The organism is Curtobacterium sp. NPDC090223 (genome assembly GCF_044746585.1).
In the GTDB taxonomy this organism is placed as follows: domain Bacteria; phylum Actinomycetota; class Actinomycetes; order Actinomycetales; family Microbacteriaceae; genus Curtobacterium.
In genome coordinates, this window is record NZ_JBIVCN010000005.1 from 399,369 (window position 1) to 415,863 (window position 16,495).

At 72.8% G+C, this 16,495-nt stretch carries 10 protein-coding genes; 3 read left to right on the top strand and 7 right to left on the bottom strand.

Going from position 1 to position 16,495, the window contains the following annotated elements:
• The first annotated feature begins 346 nt into the window (after positions 1 to 346).
• A complete protein-coding gene (locus ACIPJY_RS14535; protein WP_400461069.1) occupies positions 347 to 5,902 on the top strand; it encodes a glutamate synthase-related protein in 5,556 nt (1,851 codons plus the stop codon).
• Positions 5,899 to 7,695 (top strand): sulfite reductase subunit alpha, encoded by a 1,797-nt coding sequence (locus tag ACIPJY_RS14540; protein ID WP_400461067.1) that lies wholly within the window; start codon positions 5,899 to 5,901, stop codon positions 7,693 to 7,695. The genes ACIPJY_RS14535 and ACIPJY_RS14540 overlap by 4 nt, the downstream gene beginning before the upstream one ends.
• Before the next feature lie 354 nt (positions 7,696 to 8,049).
• On the opposite strand, the gene ACIPJY_RS14545 is transcribed toward ACIPJY_RS14540, so the two are convergent.
• The 7 genes from ACIPJY_RS14545 to ACIPJY_RS14575 form a co-directional block, all read right to left on the bottom strand.
• The gene (locus ACIPJY_RS14545; RefSeq protein ID WP_400461065.1) at positions 8,050 to 8,427 is read right to left on the bottom strand and encodes an ATP-dependent DNA ligase; all 378 of its coding nucleotides are present in this window, start codon (positions 8,425 to 8,427) and stop codon (positions 8,050 to 8,052) included.
• Between the two features lie 270 nt (positions 8,428 to 8,697).
• Entirely contained in the window at positions 8,698 to 9,861 is a 1,164-nt protein-coding gene (locus tag ACIPJY_RS14550) for a hydroxymethylglutaryl-CoA synthase (protein WP_400461064.1), read from the bottom strand.
• Positions 9,858 to 10,922 carry a hydroxymethylglutaryl-CoA reductase gene (locus ACIPJY_RS14555; protein ID WP_400461062.1) on the bottom strand — a complete coding sequence of 355 codons (1,065 nt, stop codon included), beginning with the start codon at positions 10,920 to 10,922 and terminating at the stop codon, positions 9,858 to 9,860. Before ACIPJY_RS14555 ends, ACIPJY_RS14550 begins: the two co-directional genes overlap by 4 nt.
• A gap of 10 nt (positions 10,923 to 10,932) precedes the next feature.
• The gene (locus tag ACIPJY_RS14560; RefSeq protein WP_400461060.1) at positions 10,933 to 12,012 is read right to left on the bottom strand and encodes a phosphomevalonate kinase; all 1,080 of its coding nucleotides are present in this window, start codon (positions 12,010 to 12,012) and stop codon (positions 10,933 to 10,935) included.
• The gene (mvaD, locus tag ACIPJY_RS14565; protein ID WP_400461058.1) at positions 12,009 to 13,028 is read right to left on the bottom strand and encodes a diphosphomevalonate decarboxylase; all 1,020 of its coding nucleotides are present in this window, start codon (positions 13,026 to 13,028) and stop codon (positions 12,009 to 12,011) included. The genes ACIPJY_RS14560 and mvaD overlap by 4 nt, the downstream gene beginning before the upstream one ends.
• Positions 13,025 to 14,005 carry a mevalonate kinase gene (gene mvk / locus ACIPJY_RS14570; RefSeq protein ID WP_400461057.1) on the bottom strand — a complete coding sequence of 327 codons (981 nt, stop codon included), beginning with the start codon at positions 14,003 to 14,005 and terminating at the stop codon, positions 13,025 to 13,027. Before mvk ends, mvaD begins: the two co-directional genes overlap by 4 nt.
• Positions 14,006 to 14,120: 115 nt before the next feature.
• On the bottom strand, positions 14,121 to 15,383 hold the full coding sequence (locus tag ACIPJY_RS14575; RefSeq protein ID WP_400461055.1) for an MFS transporter: 1,263 nt from the start codon (positions 15,381 to 15,383) through the stop codon (positions 14,121 to 14,123).
• Positions 15,384 to 15,519: 136 nt separating this feature from the next.
• Here ACIPJY_RS14575 and ACIPJY_RS14580 point away from each other — a divergent pair, with 136 nt between their 5' ends.
• Positions 15,520 to 16,269 carry an alpha/beta fold hydrolase gene (locus ACIPJY_RS14580; protein ID WP_400461053.1) on the top strand — a complete coding sequence of 250 codons (750 nt, stop codon included), beginning with the start codon at positions 15,520 to 15,522 and terminating at the stop codon, positions 16,267 to 16,269.
• Positions 16,270 to 16,495: the final 226 nt, after the last annotated feature.

A 16,495-nucleotide genomic window follows, 5' to 3' on the forward strand; every position in this document is an offset into this window, starting at 1 on the left:
CCGCGGAAGACCGTGGTGCGGATCGGTTTCCGTCGTCCGGCGCCGGAGCGCACCACGGGCGCCGCACCGGAGCGCACCACGGGCGCCCCGCCGCGCGCCCCGCCGGGCGCCCCGCCGCGCGCCCCGCCGCGCGCCCCGCCGGGCGCCCCGCCGGGCGCCCCGCCGCGCGCCCCGTCCGCACCGTCCGGGCGGGATGTTGCGCGCGCGGTATACCGCGCCGTAGCATCGCCTCACCGCACCACAACCCCACAGGGCCCGACTGCCACCATCGGTCTGCCCGCGGCGAGCGCTCCACCGTTGCAGCCTCCGTCGTCCGCTGCCGGCACACGCTCCACTGGACCCGCTCGTGAACCCCTCCCCCTTCGGTCTCTACGACCCTGCCCGCGAATCCTCCGACTGCGGCGTCGGCTTCATCACCCGTCTCGACGGGACGCCGAGCCACGACGTCATCCGCAAGGGCGACGAAGCGCTCTGTGCGATCCCGCACCGCGGCGGCAAGTCGGCCGAGGGCGTCGGTGACGGCGCCGGTGTGAGCATCGACCTGTCGGTGGAGTTCTTCAGCGCGATCACCGGCACCGACCTGGAAGCCGGGCACTTCGGCGTCGCCAACTGCTTCGTCCCGAGCGACCCCGCCGAGCGCGCGGACGCCGTGCGCACGGTGACCGAAGCGGTCGAGCACGAGGGCTTCGAGCTCCTCCTCGTCCGCGACGTCCCCGTCGACCACACCGTCGCGCGCCCAGAGGCCGAGCAGTACCAGCTCCCCATCGTGCAGTGGGTCTTCCGTGCCCCGCAGGCCTGGACCCGCCAGGACGTGGACGCCGCCGCGAACCGCGCCCTGCTCGCCGTGGAGTCGGTCTCCTACGGCCAGGCGGCCGAACAGCACGCCGAGCACGCGGCCCTGTACCCGCTGTCCCTCAGCGCCCGGACGCAGATCCTCAAGGGCCGCCTGAACTCCGGCGAGGTCATCGGCTACTTCACGGACCTCCGCGACCCGCGCCACTCGGTCCGGACGCTCTACTTCCACACCCGCTTCTCGACGAACACCGAGCCGCACCCGACGATGGCGCAGCCGTTCCGCCTGATGGCGCACAACGGCGAGCTGAACACCGACCGGAAGAACCGGCTGTCCGACGAGGCGCTGGCGCGGGCCCGCACGCGCAGCATCGTGCGGCCTCCCGGGCAGTCGGACTCCAGCCGGCTCGACCAGACCCTGCAGAGCCGGGTGTTCGACGACGGGCTCGAGATCGTCGAGGCCGTGGTGTCGCTCATGCCTCCGGCGTGGGAGAACGACCACACCCTGACGGACGACGTCCGCGCGATGCTCGAGTACTTCTCGCTGTACGAGGAGAAGAACGACGGCCCCGCCGCCGTGATCTTCAGCGACGGCGACGTCGTCGGCGCGCGCCTGGACCGACTCGGCCTGCGCCCGCTGCGCTCGGTGCAGACCGACGAGTACCTCATGGTGTCGTCCGAGGCCGGCCAGGTCACGTTCCCGGACGCCGAGGTCACGCACCGCGGCCGCATCGAGGCCGGCGGCATGCTCGTCGTCGACCACCGCACCGGGACGCTGATGCGCACCGGCGAGGTCCTGGAGATGCTCGCGGCCCGCCGTGACTACGGCACCCTGCTCGAGGCCGCCCGGGTGAACCTCGACGACCTCCCCGCGCCCGCGTACGACCGCACCACGTCGACCCTCGGCTACGACGGCGACCTGTCGCTGCAGGGCCGCTACGTGGCGTACTCGCTGAACCAGGAGAGCTTCCGGTTCATGCTCGACCCGATGCTCCAGAACGGCTCGGAGCGGATCTCGGCGATGGGCTACGGCAACGCCATCAACGCGCTCAGCGACACCGAGGGCGGCATGGCGAAGTACTTCTCGCAGCGTTTCGCCCAGGTCACGAACCCGCCGCTCGACTCCATCCGCGAGGCCGACGGCATGAGCATGCGCGTCGCCCTCGGCGCCAAGCCCGACGGCACGGGCGCGCCGACCCGGCAGCTCGTCGTGCAGTCCCCGATCCTCGGGCACCTCGACATGGTCCGCCTGCGCGACCAGGACATCGTGCCGCTCGAGCGCTTCGACATGCTCTACGTGCCGGTGCTCGGCGACGAGCAGGCGAACGCGGACGCGATGCGCGCCGCCGTCGACGCGCTGAGCGACGCGGTCGAGCGGTTCGCGAAGGAGACCGGCGGCATCGCCGTGCTCTCGGACCGTGCCGTGTCGTCGACCGCCGCGGCCCTCCCGGTGATCCTCGCCGTGGCCGCCGTGAACCAGCGACTCATCGAGACCGGCCTGCGGCTGCGGGTCTCCGTGGTCGCCGAGAGCGGCCAGCTCCCGTCCTCGCACCACGTCGCGACGGCGCTCGGCTTCGGCGCCGCGGCCGTCTACAGCCTCTCCGCACGGCTCCGCGCCGAGGAGAAGTACCCGGCGGCCGCCGCACCGGCCGGCGAGTACACCGAGACCGACAAGGCGCTCGCGAAGTTCCGGAAGGCGGCGGAGAAGGCCCTCGCCAAGACGATGGGTCGCGTCGGCCTCTGCACCGCGGAGAGCTACATCGGCGGCGAGTTCTTCGAGCCGAACTACCTCGACACCCGTGACGACCTGTTCGCCAGGGTCTTCCCGCACATGGACGCCCCGGTCGGCGGCGTGGGCTTCGCCCGCATCGCCCAGGCGGCGACGGACTGGCACGAACGTGCGAGGAGCGTGCAGGGCGACGCCCAGGTCCCGCTGCTCGGGCTCTTCAAGGAGCGCTCGGACGGCGCCGGGCACTCGTTCGGCGTCGCGAGCGTCCGCGGCTTCGGCGGCATGACCGAGGAGCGGCCGACCTTCGAGCGCTCCGGCGACTCCGAGGCGCTCCGGCTCCTGACGCTCGGCCAGCTCGACGACGCCTTCGGCATCACCGACGCGGCGTACCGGAACACCGGCTACGACCGCCTCAGTGCGTCCGAGATCGACGACTTCCGCATCACGCCCGGCTACCGGACGTTCCTGCAGACCACGCACGAGGAACGCTCCCGCCGCCCCAGCGCGCTCCGCGACGTGCTCGCGCTGCCCGCGGACGTCACGGGCATCGACACGGCGGAGGACTTCGCCCGCGAGCTCGGCCGGTTCTCACTGACCGGCAACAGCAGCATCACGGTGCGCGGCCTGCTCGGCTCGCGTCCGTCTGCTGACGACAGCCGGTCGGGAGGCCCGGAGCAGTTCCGCCTGCAGCTCACGTCGACGGGGTCGCTGGGTGCCGAGCGCCACCAGGCCCTCGCACACGGGCTCGGCCTGCTCTTCCCCGGCCAGGTGGACGTCGACTCCGTCGACGCCGACCAGGTGACGCTCCGCGCCACCGGCTTCGCCGCGGACATGCTCGCGCTGCTCGAGAGCGCCCCGGAGAGCGTCGAGCTCACCGAGGTCCAGCCGGCGCACGAGATCACCCGCACCCTGGCGTCCGGCGCGATGAGCCACGGTGCGCTCGTCGCCACCGCACACGAGGCGGTGGCGCACGGCACGAACATGGTCGGCGGCATGTCGAACAGCGGCGAGGGCGGCGAGCACCACTCCCGCTACGGCACCATCCGCGGTTCGCGCATCAAGCAGTTCGCCTCCGGTCGGTTCGGCATCTGGGCGGGCTACCTCGCCGACCCGATGCTCGAGGAGCTCGAGATCAAGATCGGCCAGGGCGCGAAGCCGGGCGAGGGCGGTCAACTGCCCGCGCCGAAGGTCACGGTCGACATCGCCGCTGCCCGTGGTGGCACGCCCGGCGTCGAGCTCATCTCGCCGCCGCCGCACCACGACACGTACTCCATCGAGGACCTCGCGCAGCTCATCCACGACTGCAAGGCCGCCCGCGTCCGGGTGATCGTGAAGCTGGTGTCCTCCGAGGGCATCGGCACCATCGCCGTGGGTGTCGCCAAGGCCGGTGCGGACGTCATCAACGTCGCCGGGAACACCGGCGGTACCGGCGCCGCGGCCGTCACGAGCCTGAAGTACGCCGGCCGCTCCGCGGAGATCGGCGTGGCCGAGGTGCACCAGGCCCTCGTCGCGAACGGCCTGCGGCAGAAGGTCACGCTCCGCTGCTCCGGCGCGCACCAGACCGGCAGCGACGTCGTCACGAGCGCGCTGCTCGGCGGCGACTCGTTCGAGTTCGGCACGACCGCGCTGATGATGCTCGGCTGCGTGATGGCGAAGAACTGCAACGTGAAGTGCCCGGCGGGCCTGACCACGAACGCCGAGGCGTTCGAGGGCGACCCCCGCGCGCTCGCGCAGTACCTGCTGAACATCGCGCACGACGTGCGGCAGATCCTCGCGCGCCTGGGCCTGCGCTCCCTGCGCGAGGCACGGGGACGCACCGACCTGCTCCAGCTGCTCGACCACCCGGCGAGCGTCGGGCGTCTCGACGTGCGGAACCTGCTGGCGCAGGTGCCGGAGAAGGTCGTCACCGACCCGGAGTACCTGGAGAAGGACTTCCGCACCGACGACGCGCTCATCGAGCAGGTCCGTGCGGCGCTCCTGACGCGCCACGAGCACACCGTCACGATCGACGGCGTGCACCTCGGCAACGCGGACAAGTCCGTCGGCGGCCAGTTCGGCATCGACGTCGAGCGGATCCTCAACCACGAGCTCCGCGACGCGTCGTTCGACGACGTCCCCGCGGTCACGACCGACGACCGCGGCCGTCGTCGCCTGGTCGACGGCGCCGTGACCATCCGCACCAGCGGTTCGGCCGGCCAGTCCTACGGCGTCTTCAACAACGACGGAGTCCTGCTCGAGCACACCGGTACCGCGAACGACGGCGTCGGCAAGAGCCAGAGCGGTGGCCGGATCGTGGTCCGCGCACCGGGCGGTGGCAGCAGCGTCCGCGGTGGCAACGTCCTGATCGGCAACTTCGCCCTGTTCGGCGCGACCGGTGGCCGCACGTTCGTCGAGGGTGAGGCGGGCGACCGCTTCGCCGTCCGGAACTCCGGGGCGACCGCGGTCGTCGAGGGCGTCGGCGACTTCGGTTGCGAGTACATGACGGGCGGCGCGGTGTTCAACCTCGGCGGCTTCGGCAAGGGTCTCGGCAACGGCATGTCCGGCGGCTTCCTGTACCAGTACGACCCGTCCGGCCAGGTCGCCGAGCGCGCGAGCACCGACTCGCTCCTCGTCTTCCCGGTCACCGACACGGCGCGCGGCGCGTTCCACGAGGACGCCGCACGGCTGCTCCTCGAGTGGCACCTCGAGGCGACCGGCTCCGAGCTCGCGGCCCGCCTGCTCGCGGACTGGGACACGACCCGCACGCACGTCTTCGTCGGCATGCCCCGCGCGCTCCTGCTCACCCAGGACGCCGAGGCGATCCTCGCCGCCGCGACCCGGAACGAGCTCCTCGACGAGCTCGCCACCTCGACCGCGACGGACAAGCTCCGCGCGTTCAAGGTCGACTACCGCGACCGCCGCACGGTGCTGGACGGCCGTGCCCCGGCGCTCGGCGACCAGGGCGACGACATGTTCTCGCTCCTGTCCTCGTACACGGTGCTCGGCGTCGCCCAGGACCTCGCGCTCGAGCGGGTCCCAGGCGCCACGAGCCCGAACGACCCCCGCGTGGCCGAGGCCGTGAAGAACCTCGTGCTCACCGAGGACTTCTTCGTGAAGCAGCGCGTCGTGAAGTACCTCCGCGGCACGCTCGACCGCTTCAGCGATGACGAGCTCGCGACGCTCATCGCGATCAAGCGCCTCGACGACTACAAGCGTGCGCTCACGCAGCGGAACAACCGCAGCATGGACGCACCCGGAACGACCGGCTGGATCATGCACCAGAACGCCAAGAACGACGGCCGCGTCCGCGCGGCACGCTTCGACGAGCTGCTCGCGACCGCGGCGCTCGAGGACATCGCCGGCCGTGCCCCGCAGGCGCCGGTCGAGGCGGTGACCGCGTGAGCCTCCTGCCCCCGACCGGCTCGCTGATCCCGGTCGACGCCCCGTTCTCCGCCGCCCAGGAGTCCTGGCTCGCCGGGTTCATCGCGGGGATCGCCGCCGCCGGCAAGAAGTCGGCGGCCCCCGCGCCGACGACGACGATCGACGTGCTCTTCGGCACCCAGACGGGGAACGCGGAGTTCCTCGCCGACCAGCTCGTCGCCGGTGCGACGGCACGCGGGCTCGGCGGCCGGACCACCGCGCTCGACGACGTCTCCCCCGAGCAGCTCGCCGGGATGTCGCACGTGCTCGTCGTCACCTCGACGTACGGCGAGGGCGAGATGCCCGACAACGCGGGCCTGTTCTGGGACGCGATCCAGGCCAGCACCGTGCCGCGGCTCGAGGCTCTGCAGTACGCCGTCCTCGGCCTCGGCGACACCAGCTACGACGAGTTCTGCCAGGCCGGCAAGCTCATCGACACCCGCCTCGAGCAGCTCGGCGCGAGCCGCGTGCACGACCGCGTGGACTGCGACGTCGACTTCGAGGACCCCGCGGCGCTCTGGACCGCGGCCGTCCTCGACCGCATCGCCGCGGAGACCGGCGCCCACCCCGGCGCACAGCCGGGCGGGAGCCAGGGTGGCGGAGCGGGCGACACGGCCACCGCAGCCGACGGGGCGGGCGCGAGCCGGGCCTCCAGGCCGGGTTCCCAGTGGAACAAGCGCAACCCGTACCGCGCGCGTCTGGTGGAGAACCGCCTGCTCTCCGACCCGCGCAGCGCGAAGGAGATCCGGCACTACGAGTTCGACCTCGGCGACAGCGGCATCACGTACGCGGCCGGCGACGCGCTCGCCGTCGTGCCGCTGAACGACGACGGGCTCGTCGGCGAGCTACTGGCACACCTCGGCGCCACCGGAGACGAGGTGTTCGACGGCGTGGCGGTGCGGGACCTGCTCCGCACCGATCGTGAGATCCGCACGCCGTCGAAGGACCTCATCGCGGACCTGGTGCAGCGCACCCCGTCGAGCGAGCTCGCCGCGGTCGTGGCGCACGGCGACAAGCACGAGCTGGACCGCTGGTTGTGGGGTCGGGACGTCCTCGACCTGCTCCGCGACGCCGGGCCGACGGCGCCGGGCCTCGACGAGCTGCTGCCGTTCCTCCGGCCGCTGCAGGCGCGGCAGTACTCGATCTCATCGAGCCCGCTCGCGCACCCGGACCGGATCCACCTGACCATCGCGTCCGTGCGGTACGGCGACGTGAACCGCCGGCACTCCGGGGTCGCGTCGACGCACCTGGCGGACCGGGTCGAGGTCGGCGACGAGGTCGGGATCTACCTGCAGCCGAACGCCGCGTTCAGCGTGCCCGCGGACGACGACGCGCCGCTCGTCATGGTCGGACCCGGCACCGGCATCGCACCGTTCCGTGGATTCCTGCACGAACGTGCGTCCCGCGGGGCGACCGGGCGCAACTGGCTGTTCTTCGGCGACCAGCACCGCGACACCGACTTCGTGTACCAGGACGAGCTCACTTCGCTGCAGGAGTCCGGGGTGCTCACCCGGCTGGACCTGGCGTTCTCGCGGGACCAGGCCGAGAAGGTGTACGTGCAGACGCGGATGCGCGAGCAGTCGGCGGAGCTCTACCGGTGGCTCGAGGACGGCGCGACCTTCACGGTGTGCGGCGACGCCTCACGGATGGCGAAGGACGTCGAGTCGGCGCTGCTCGCGGTCATCGCGGAGCAGCGCGGCAGGGGCGACGACGACGCGGCGGAGTACCTGGCCGACATGCGCCGCGCCAAGCGGTACGTGCGCGACGTGTACTGAGCGCGGCGCGCGCTCGCGCGCCGCGCGCGCGCCGCGCTCGCGCGCGCTCGCGCTCCCGCAGTGTGCGAGGTTCCGGACAGCGTGCGAGGGGCAGCGCGCCGCACACTGTCCGGAACCTCGCACGGTGCGGGCGTACCTCGCACGGTGCGGGCGTCGTCCCGCCTTGTGGAACCCGAATCCTCGGGCGGGACGACGACCTGTGACCGCACAGCGTGTTCGAGAGCCCCCTGATCCGGGTCTCTCGAACCCACGTGGCACCCTGAGCCGACGTGGGAAACGCGTCGAGCGGTCACTGGACAATGTACGGGAATTGCACGTCTTGCCGGTACCCGTTGACCGCGTTACTACGCTGTGCTATGCATCTGCAGCCGTTCCGGTCCCCGACCCGGGCACCACCGCGCGCGACCACGGGGAGTCCTCGCCGATGCTCGTGTCCGGCGGCTCCGGCGTCAGCACGAGTCCGGACCCGGAGGCGGCCGACGCGTACAGCTGGTCCAGCCACGACCGGTTGATCGAGGGGATCCGGCCTCCGGCGAACTTGAAGTGCAGGCTGGCGTGCGGGTGCAGCCAGATGCTGCTGCGACCGTCCCCGTGCGTGGCGTCGTCCTTCCACGAGAACAGGAAGCGGTGGTCGCGGCGGAGCATGTTCACGATGACGACCTGCAGGTGGGTCAGGGCGCGGTCATCGATGTGGAGGTCGAGTGCCTCCCCCGCGTAGATGAGCTGTCCCATGCGTCTGTCTACTCCGTCCGGTCGCACGCGGGCCGCGCCCGGGGTCGGCCGTGTGGCGCCGCCGACCCACCGAGACACCGCCGAGTTGCCGAGACGCCGCCGGATTCCGCGGCGTCTCGGCCGCAGCGGGGCGTTCCGGCGGGCGCGGGGCGCCACGGCGGGCGCGCGGCGGCTCGGCGGGCACGGGGCGTTCCGGCGGGCGCGGGGCGTTCCGGAGGGCGCGGGGCGCGGGCGCCGGACGGGAGGCCCGGGTCGCCCCCGCCGGGCGCGTCAGGCCGCGGGGGTGGTCGGCTCGTAGTGCCGTGCGCCGCCGAGCACGCCCGCGAAGCGGAACGGGGCCGCCGTCACGCGTGGGCGCTCGGTGTCCTGGCTGGTCGCCGCTCCGGCCGCGTGCAGCGCCCGGTACTCCGCCACGGTGAGGGGCACGCGCGCGTCGAGGTCGGCCCGGACCGCACCGTCACGACGGTGGTCCCGGTAGGACTGCCGAACGACGCCGGTGACGAGCTCGCCGACACTGCCCGAGCCGTAGCTGAACATGCCGATGCGCGCCCCGGCCAGGTCGTCGTCGAGGTCGAGGAGCGCCGCGAGGGCGATCCAGAGCGACGCCGTGTAGGTGTTCCCGACCTGGCGGTTGTACGTGAAGCCGGTCACGAGCTCGGTCTCGTCGAACGGGACCCCCACGTGCTGGGTGAGCTTCCGGTGCGCCTTGAGGGCCATCTTCGTGAAGGGCTGGTGGTGCACGAAGCGGTCGATGTCCGCGTACGCGGGACCGCCCCGCGACGCCAGGTCGTCCCACGCGCCGAGGAAGGCGTCCACGTACGCGCTGACGGACAGCCGCCCGTCGACGAGCGCGGTGGAGCGGTCGTTCGGCCGCCAGAAGTCGTCCACGTCGGCGGTGAAGAGCCCGGCGACCGGTTCGATCTCGATCAGGTCGGGGTCGGCGCTCACCAGCATCGCGACCGCGCCGGCACCCTGCGTGGGCTCGGCCGCGGTGTCCACGTCGTAGCGGGCGACGTCGGCGGCGATGACGAGCACGCGCTCCCGGGGGTCGCGAGCGACGATACCGAGCGCGAGCTGCAGCGCCGCGGTCCCGCCGTAGCAGGCCTGCTTCAGCTCGACCGTGCGGACGTTCTGCGGGAGTCCGAGCAGCCCGTGCACGAAGACGCCGGCGGCCTTGGACTGGTCGATGCCCGACTCGGTCGCGAACAGCACCGTGCGGATGCCCTCGACCCCGTGGCGGTCGACGACCTGCTTCGCGGCGGCCGCGCCCATCGTGACGATGTCCTCGTCGGGAGCGGGCACGCTGAACGCGTCCTGGCCGATGCCGACGTGGTACTTCGCGGGGTCCACCCCGAGCTGCACCGCGAGGTCGTCGAGCTCGAGCACGTGGTGCCCCGTCGCGACCGCGATGTCGTGGATGCCGATGCCGGTCATGCTGCGCCCTTCTTCCCGCCGCGCTCCATGGCGACGTGTGCCGCCATCAGCTCGCCGGGGTTCGTCTGCGCGGCGAGCAGGGAGAGCTCACCGCAGAGGACCGTCGCGGCGCACAGTGCTGCCAGTCGACGGGCGTTCGCACCGGGCTCGCGGTCCTCGCGGCAGCCGAGGCGCACCAGGGCGTCCTCGACCACGGGCAGGTCGTTGCCCTTGCCGTTGCCGACCGTGCCGACGATGAGGTGCGGCAGCGAGCACGAGAAGTACAGGTCGTCACCGCGGGCCTCGGCGAACGTGATGCCCTGGGAGCCCTCCACGATGTTCGCGGCGTCCTGCCCGGTCGCCAGGTAGAAGCCGAGGAGCATGTTCGCGTAGTGCGCGTTCGCCGAGCGGAGCGCTCCGGCGATCGTCGACCCGACCAGGTTCTTCGCGGTGTTCAGGTCGACGATCCGCTGGGTCGAGGACTTGAGGAACCGCTCGACGACCATCCCGGGCAGCACGATCTCGGCGATCGTGTTCCGCCCGCGGCCGCGGATGCCGTTCACCGCGGTGGCCTTCTTGTCGGAGCAGAAGTTGCCGGAGATCGACACGTAGGACAGGTCGGGGTGCCAGCCGAGGATCGTCGGCAGGAGCGTGTCCGCCGCCTGGGTGACCATGTTGTGGCCGGAGGCGTCGCCCGTGGTGAACGCGAAGCGCAGGAACAGCAGGTCCCCGACGATCTCCGGGTGTACCTCGATGAGCTTGGCGAACCGGCTCTGCCCGGCGACGACGGCCTCGAGCTCGGCCTGGCGCGCCAGGATCTGCCCGGCGGCGATGTGCGCGGCGGCGGCGCTCGTGGCGCGCACGACGACCGACCGGGTCATCCGCTCGTCGACGACGGTCGCGACGATGCCGCCCTCGACCATGCGCGAGATGCGTGCGCCGCGCCCGACGGACGGCCAGAGGGGCGACTCGTACGTGGCCAGGGGCACCTCGTGCTCGCCCTCGACCGCGTTGCCGCTGACCCGGACCGGACCGACCCACCGTGTCGGGATCGGTGTCTGGGTGATCGTCTTGTCGTTCATTCCGCAGTGCTCATTCGATGGGGCCTTCCGGGGGTTGCACGGCGATGGTGAGGTGCCGGATGTCGTGCGCCTCCCACTCGCGGAGGATGCCGGCGGTGTCGTGCTCGACCGGGACGAGCGCGATGCCGCAGTCGCCGCCACCGGCGCCGGACGGCTTCGCCGCCCCGCCGGCCGACTCGACGACGTCGCAGAGGGTGGTCAGGCGGTCGGTCTCGATCCGGGAGCCCACGGAGTCGCCGAGGCGCTGCAGCAGCCCGCGGGCGCGACGGAGGGCGCCGAGCGCGCGCTCGGCATCGCCGGTCTGGAGGCCGTTGGTCAGGTCGTCGACGCACGCCCGGCTCTCGTCGAGGAACGCCGCGTAGCCCCCGTTGCGGTGGCGACGCACGACGCCGACGAGCTTCGTGGTCGATGCCGGCGAACCGGTCCAGCCGACGAGCAGGCGCAGGTTCTCCGGCGCGGGCAGCCGCTGGACGTCGAAGCCCTCCCACGCGGCCGCGTCGTGCAGGACGTCCGAGACGGTGCGGTCGTCGAGCTGTGCTGCGAGGTGCTCGCGGTCCGGCGCGCTGTACCGCAACCAGCCGCCGAACGTGCTCGCCGCCAGGTCGCCGCCGGATGCACGGGGGTTCACCCGGATCGTCGCCAGGAGCGCCACCTGGAACCGCTGGCGCTGGGAGAGCCCGAGTCCGTAGAACCGATCGAGCGCCCCGACCGTGGCGACCGTGACGGCGGCGGAGGAGCCGAGCCCGAACTTCCGCCCGCTGGCGTCGTCGAGCTGGCTGGAGATCCGGAGGTCGTGGAAGCGCGGCTCGATGCCGAGCTCGGCGCGGAGCTTCTCGACCAGGTCGATCGTCGCCATCACGTAGTCGTACGGGTGGTGCTCGCGGTCGAGCGCCAGGCCGTCCTCGGCGCGGGTCCACGTCAGCGGCAGGTGCCCGTACTCCTCGGAGTGCACGCTGCCGGCGCCGTGGCCCTCGGCGACACGGGCCGTGATCGCGCGGTCGAGCGCGATGATCACGGACGGCTGCCCGGGTTCGACGACGGCGTACTCCCCCGCGACGAACAGCTTGCCGTGGGCACGGAACTCGATCACTCGGCGGACTCCTTCTGGTCGGGGTGCTGGTGCTCCCCCGTTCCTTCGGAGCGGACGACCCGGGCGGCTGGTCCGGTGCCGGACTCGATGACGTCACCGAGGTGTGCGAGCGCGGTGGCCGCGGCGCTGCGGTCCTCGGGCTTCGTCAGGACGACGACGTTCGGGCCGGCGTCCGCGGTGGCGTACGCCTCGAGCCCGGCGGCACGGAGTTCGGCGACGGCGTCGAAGACCGCGACGCTCCGGGCGTTCAGGTAGCGGATCGGCGGGAATGCGCCCTCGATCGTGGCGTGCATCCGGAGCGCGTTGCTCTCGGTGAGCTCGCCGATGCGGGTGAAGTCCCCAGCGGCGCAGGCGGTGAGCATGTCGCCGACCGTCTCGGTGGTGGAGGTCACCCAGGCCGGGTAGAAGGGCGAGGTCGCGATGGTGCGGCGCATGGCCTCGCGGGAGCCGATCGCTTTCGGTCCGTCGTTGATCGTCACGACGACCATGGCCATCGGCGGTGCCGGGATCGTCTCGGCGTAGGAGCCCTGGTCGTCGCCGGCGTGCCAGACCGACACCCCGCCGGGGATCGACCGCGTGGCCGACCCGGAGCCGCGCCGGGCGAGCCTGCTGAGGTCGCGCTCGGACAGGTCGAGGCCGTAGGCCGCGGCCGCGGCCGTGGCGAGCGCCGCGAAGCCCGACGCGCTCGAGGCCAGCCCGGCGCCCGTCGGCACGGTGTTCGTCGACTCCACGCGCGCACGCGCGTCGGACCCGGCCAGCTGCCGGACGATGTCGAGGAACCGCTCGACGCGCGTGAGCGCACCGTCCTCGACGACGTGACCGTTCAGGACGAACGCGTCCCGAGCCTCCTGGCCGTCGCCGGAACCGGCCACGAGCGAGACGGTGGTGGTCGTCGGGAAGACGTCGAGGCCCATCGAGACGCTGCCCGTCGCGGGCAGCGCGAGGTCGGCGTCCGCCTTGCCCCAGTACTTCACGAGCGCGATGTTGGGGTGCGCGACGGCGGTGGCTGTGCTCAAGCGCGGTCTCCGATCCGAGTGGTCCAGGTGGCGGTCGCTCCGGCGCCGCGCAGTGCGGCGGCGATGCGGTCCGCGTGCTCGCCGTCGGCGGCGAGTGCGAGGACGCAACCGCCCCGGCCGCCGCCGGTGAGCTTCGCGCCCAGGGCGTCCGCGCTTCGTGCGGCGCCGACGAGCCGGTCGAGGTCGTCACTCGACACGTCGAGGGAGATGAGCAGTTCGTGCGCGGCGTCCATCGTGGCACCGAGTGCCTGGGCGTCGCCGTCGACGAGTGTCCCCCGGGCACGTCGGGCGAGGTCGCCGATCTGCGCGACGACGGCGTCCACGCGCTCGGGGTCGCGGTCGTGGTGGTCGCGGACGGCTGCGACGGCCTCGCGGGTGTGCCCGGGGACGCCGGTGTCGGCGACGACGAAGACGAACTCGCCGGCGAGCTCGACGGGCTCGACGTGGCCGCCCTCGAACCACACCGGGACGTCCGCGACGACCCCGCGGGCGTCGAGCCCGGACGGGCGGCCGTGCGCGACGCGCTCGCACTCCTGGATGAGCTCGTGGTGGGTCTCCACGTCGAGCGTGACGCCGAGCGCGTCGGCGACCGCTGCCGTGACCGCGGCGGCGACCGCGGCGCTCGACCCCATCCCCCTGGCGGTCGGGACGTCGCTGTCGACGCGGACGTGGAAGTGCTGGTCGGTCGAGCCGAGGTGCCGGAGCGTCGCGGTGACGGCGGTCACGGTCGGCATCACGGCCGCCGGTGCCAGGTCGAGCGGGCCGGTGTGCACGGTGGACTCGAGGCGGTGGCCGTCCCCGGAGGCAGCGATCGGGGTGACCGTCGCGGTGACGCGGACGTCGTTGACCGGCAGCACGAGCGCGGGTGCGCCGTACACCACGGCGTGCTCGCCGATCAGGATCGTCTTGCCGTGGGACGACGACGTACCGACTCGGTTGGTCGCTGATCGTGCCGTGGCTGGGTGGTTGCTGGTCATCGTTGGTGTGGCCAGCCTAACCGGCTCGCTGCGGACCCGCTCAGCCGTGACGATTCCCGCGCCGGTCGCCCGGGCCACTGCCGTCGCGGGTCGGCCGAGTCGCTTCCGTCGCCGGTCAGCCGACTCGCTTCCGTCGCCGGTCGGCGGTGGCGATCACGATCGCGACGACCAGGGCACCGAGGACGAGCGCGGCGCCGCCGATCCACACGGCGGTCCCGACGCCGAGGGCCGCGCCGAGCAGCGCGAGGGTCACGCCGTTGCCCGTCCGGAGGCCGCTGCCGAACATGTTGTAGACCCCGACGACCCGGCCGCGCTGCTCGACGGGCGCCCGGAGCCGGACGACGGCCTGGCCGATCGAGGTGCTCGCCATGTTCGCGACCCCGCCGACGAACAGCACGATCACGGCGACGGCGAAGCTCCCGGTGAGGGCGACGGCCGCGGTGGTCGCCCCGAACAGCATCGTCGTCACGACGACCACGCGGGTGCTCGGCTTGAGGACACCGGTGGCCTCGAGGAGAAACCCGCCGAGGACCCCGCCAGCACCGTTCGCGAAGAGGAGCACCCCGTACCCGAGCCCGGCGCTGCCCGCACCGAGGGCGTCGGCGAACGAGGGGATCGACACCTGCAACGACCCGCCGACGCAGAGCGCCACGAGCCCGGCGAGGACGATCATCGCGACGAGCACCCGGTCACCCGCGACGTCGCGGAGCGTCCGGAAGCCGTCGACGATCGTCAGACGGGCGCGGAGCACGGAGCCGCTGCGGGTGTGCCCGGTGTACGGCGTCCGGAGCATCAGCAGCGTCATCGGCAGGTAGAACAGCACGTTGGCGAAGATGCCCCAGGTCGGCCCGAGCCCGAGCAGGAGCGCCGACCCGACGACCGGACCGGCCAGGATCCCGAGGCTCCGGAACGTGGCGTTCATCCGCACGGCGCCGGGCAGGTCCGCCGGCTCCGCGTAGTCGTGCAGGAGCAGCTGTTCGGCCGGTGCCCACAGTGCCCCCGCGCAGCCGTGCAGGACGAGCAGCACGCACGCCTCCCAGACCTGCAGCGTGCCGGTGAGGAACAGCACGCCCCAGCAGACCGACACGAGCATGAACAGGCCCTGGGCGATCTGGATGAGTCGCCGGCAGTCGTACTTCTCGGCGAGGCCGCCGAACCACACGGACAGGAGCAGGAACGGCAGCCAGTGGCTGATGACCTCGAAGCCGACGAGGGCCGGCGAGTGGAACTCCTGCCAGAGCACCCAGTAGGTGATGACGTGCTCGATGTTGTCGCCCATCATCGACAGCCCCGCGCTGAACAGGTACGGGCGGGAGTGCCGGTCGCGGAGCGCGGCGAACCGGCGGGGAGCGACGGCCACGGGAACGTCGGCGGTCATTCCAGAACGGTACCAACTGCGCGGGCGGCACGCGCCCCGGCACCGAGGCTTGCCGGATGCGCGGGTGGCACGCGCCCCGGCGCCAAGGCTTGCCGGATGCGCGGGCGGCACGCGCCCCGGCACCTAGGCTTGCCGGATGCGCGACTTCGAGTCCGGCGTCCACGACGTCGACGGCGTCCCGGTGTTCCTCCGCCGACGGGCCGCCTCGGTGCCGGACGCGCCGCGCGTCGTGCTCCTGCACGGCGGGGTGTCCGACGGCCGGGTGTTCGACGGCATCGCCGCAGCGCTCCCCGACACGCTCGAGCTCTGGACCTACGACCGGCGGGGCCACGGGCGCACGCCGGACACCGACGACCCGCTCGGCTTCGACGCGATGGTGTCCGAGGCCGCCGCGCTCGTCACCGACCGCATCGGCGCACCCGTGCACGTCGTCGGGCACAGCGACGGCGCGAACACGGCACTCCTGCTCGCCGTCCGGCACCCGTCCCTCGTGGCGTCGGTCACGGCGTTCTCCGGCAACCTCGACCCGTCCGGGTACGTCGAGGGCACCGTGACCGTGGAGGACCTCGACGGCGCGATCGGGGACGACTGGGCGACGATCGCGCCGCACGACCGGGCGTACTTCCGGACCGTGGCGGCGAAGACGATCGAGCTCTGGCTGACCGAACCCCGGATGACGGTGGACGACGTCGCCCGGATCGCCGTGCCGGTGCTCGTCGCCGTGGGTGAGCGCGACGTGATCCGCCCCGAGCACACCCGGGCGATCGCCGACGCTGTGCCGGACTCCCGGCTCGTGGTCGTCCCGGACACCGGCCACATGCTGGTCGAGGACGAACCCGTCGCGTGCGCCTCGCTCGTCCAGGAGACGATCGCCCGCGCGCACTGAGGCACCCGCCGCCGCGCGGGGCTGCCGACGCGCGCACCCGCGTGCCGCATGCCGCGCGACGAAGCGACGCCCGCCGGCCGAATGCGCCGCGCAATCGGCAGCGCGATGTCGCTCGATGCGCACGCACCAAGTACCGCGCGACAGAAGCGACAGGCACCAGCCGAATGCGCCGCGCGATCGGCAGCGGGGTGTCGCACGCATCCACCCCGCACGTCGCGCCCCGCCC

Bases quoted from the DNA above. Each gene is read 5' to 3' on its own strand.
- ACIPJY_RS14545 (WP_400461065.1), bottom strand. From the start codon at position 8,427: ATGGGACAGCTCATCTACGCGGGGGAGGCACTCGACCTCCACATCGAT.
- ACIPJY_RS14550 (WP_400461064.1), bottom strand. From the start codon at position 9,861: ATGACCGGCATCGGCATCCACGACATCGCGGTCGCGACGGGGCACCAC.
- ACIPJY_RS14555 (WP_400461062.1), bottom strand. From the start codon at position 10,922: ATGAACGACAAGACGATCACCCAGACACCGATCCCGACACGGTGGGTC.
- mvk (WP_400461057.1), bottom strand. From the start codon at position 14,005: ATGACCAGCAACCACCCAGCCACGGCACGATCAGCGACCAACCGAGTC.
- ACIPJY_RS14575 (WP_400461055.1), bottom strand. From the start codon at position 15,383: ATGACCGCCGACGTTCCCGTGGCCGTCGCTCCCCGCCGGTTCGCCGCG.
- ACIPJY_RS14580 (WP_400461053.1), top strand. From the start codon at position 15,520: ATGCGCGACTTCGAGTCCGGCGTCCACGACGTCGACGGCGTCCCGGTG.